At 45.1% G+C, this 2,402-nt stretch carries 1 protein-coding gene; it reads right to left on the reverse strand.

The features are described 5' to 3' along the window. Window positions 1-93 precede the first annotated feature (93 nt). The coding region (locus tag ACP6PK_RS21770; protein ID WP_426562588.1) for an eIF2A-related protein at window positions 94-2,402 on the reverse strand (2,309 nt) is incomplete at its 5' end.

Genomic DNA, 2,402 nt, shown 5'->3' on the forward strand with positions numbered 1-2,402 from the left:
TGTTAAATACCTGATAATACCGAGTAATTAATGCCGTCTAACACACCCTACCAGCTACTTAACTGCTGACTTCTGACTTCAAACTTCTGACTTCTATTTCAACTCCTCTAATACCTCCTCAGTAATCGGATTTTTACCCTTTTTCAAAGTCTCTATCCAACCTTCAACTTTTACCTTTTCCTCCCGATCTTCCCTCCAATCTACATATACTTGAAAATCCTCAATGGCTCCCGGATAATCCCCAGTTAATGCCCTCGCCACACCTCGATAACTCCGAATTTCATAATCATAAGGACTTAACTCTACTGCTTTTTCACAGGCAAACATGACATCTTGAGCCTGATTATTTAAGCTGCCAAACTGACATAATACTTCCCAATTATCAGCAGATATTTCTACATTTGAATCTAATTTTTGTGCTTCATCATAAAGACTAATTGCCTCTTCTATTTTCCCCTGTTTTGCTAATTTTTTACCCTTTTCTACTTTGCCAGAAGCAGCAAATTTGTTCGCCACAACTTCTGGGTCTTTTTCTATAGTTTCTGTATCAGGGTCGAGGTCAATTTCTGGTGATAATTCTTGCGCTTCTTTAAAGATAGAAATTGCCTCATTTATTTTTTCGGCTGTTGCTTCTGTTTTTCCCTTTTCTACTTTGCCAGTAGCAACAAACTTTTGCGCGACAACTTGGGGGTCTGTTTCTATAGTTTCTGTATCAGGATCGAGGTCAATTTCTGCATCTAATTCTTGGGTATGTTTCCAGATAGAAATTGCCTTTTTGATTTTCTGTTTTTTTCCTGTTTTGGCGAGATTTTTAGCTTCTGCAATTAAACTACGATGAACCGGAAGTTCATCGCAAGTTTTCTCATATTTATCCAACCCACTATTCATATACTGCTGCCACTCCTCTGCTGTTAAATTCCGACCAAGACGGCGACAAGCTTCTGCAATTAAATCTTTTGACATTACTTGATGGAGGTAGGCGGTATTGTCACTACTTGCTATAGCAATGGTTTTGCTGTCAGGGCTAAAAGCTACTGCCCATACTATGTCTTGGTGGAGTAGGGTAGCTAATTCTTTGCCAGTGTCTGCATCCCAGAGGCGGGCGGTTTTGTCATTACTTGCAGTAGCAATAGTTTTGCCGTCGGGACTAAAGGCTACTGCAAATACCCAGTCCTGCTGAAGTAGGGTAGCTACTTCTTTGCCAGTGTCTGCATCCCAGAAGCGGGCGGTTTTGTCAAGACTTGCAGTAGCAATGGTTTTGCCGTCAGGACTAAAGGCTACTGCATTTACTCTATCCTGGTGGAGTAGGGTGGCGACTTCTTTGCCAGTGTCTCCATCCCAGAGGCGGGCGGTTTTGTCAGCACTTGCAGTAGCAATAGTTTTGCCGTCGGAGCTAAAGGCTACTGCCAATACTATGTCCTGATGGAGTAGGGTCGCGACTTGTTGGCCAGTTTTAGTATCCCAGAGGCGGGCGGTTTTGTCTTCATTTGCAGTAACAATGGTCTTGCCGTCAGGACTAAAGGCTACTGCATTTACTCTATCCTGGTGGAGTAGGGTAGCTAATTCTTTGCCAGTGTCTGCATCCCAGAGGCGGGCGGTTTTGTCAGCACTTGCAGTAGCAATGGTCTTGCCGTCAGGACTAAAGGCTACTGCTAATACTATATCCTGGTGGACTAGGGTAGCGATGTCTTTGCCAGTTTTAACATCCCAGAGGCGGGCAGTTTTGTCAGAACTAACAGTAACAATGGTTTTACCGTCAGGACTAAAGGCTACTGCCCATACTATGTCCTGATGGAGTAGGGTAGTGACTTGTTTGGTGGTGTTAGCATCCCAGAGGCGGGCAGTTTTATCAGAACTAGCAGTAGCAATGGTTTTACCGTCGGAGCTAAAGGTTACCGCCCATACTATGTCCTGGTGGTTGAGGGTGGCGATGTCTTTGCCAGTTTTAGCATCCCAGAGGCGGGCAGTTTTGTCATAACTAGCAGTAGCAATGGTTTTACCGTCGGGACTAAAGGCTACTCCCAATACCCAGTCCTGGTGGAGTAGGGTGGCGATGTCTTTGCCAGTTTTAGCATCCCAGAGGCGGGTGGTTTTGTCAGAGCTAGCAGTAGCAATGGTTTTACCGTCGGAGCTAAAGGTTACTGCCCATACTATGTCCTGATGGAGTAGGGTGGCTAATTCTTTGCCAGTTTTAGCATCCCAGAGGCGGGCGGTATTGTCATAACTAGCAGTAGCAATGGTTTTGCCGTCGGAGCTCAAGGCTACTCCCAATACTGTGTCCTGGTGGAGTAGGGTGGCGATGTCTTTGCCAGTTTTAGCATCCCAGAGGCGGGTGGTTTTGTCAGAGCTAGCAGTAGCAATGGTTTTACCGTCGGAGCTAAAGGTTACTGCCCATACTATGT

Source organism: Dapis hubbardiae BLCC-M172 (assembly GCF_050016015.1).
Taxonomy (GTDB): domain Bacteria; phylum Cyanobacteriota; class Cyanobacteriia; order Cyanobacteriales; family Microcoleaceae; genus Trichodesmium.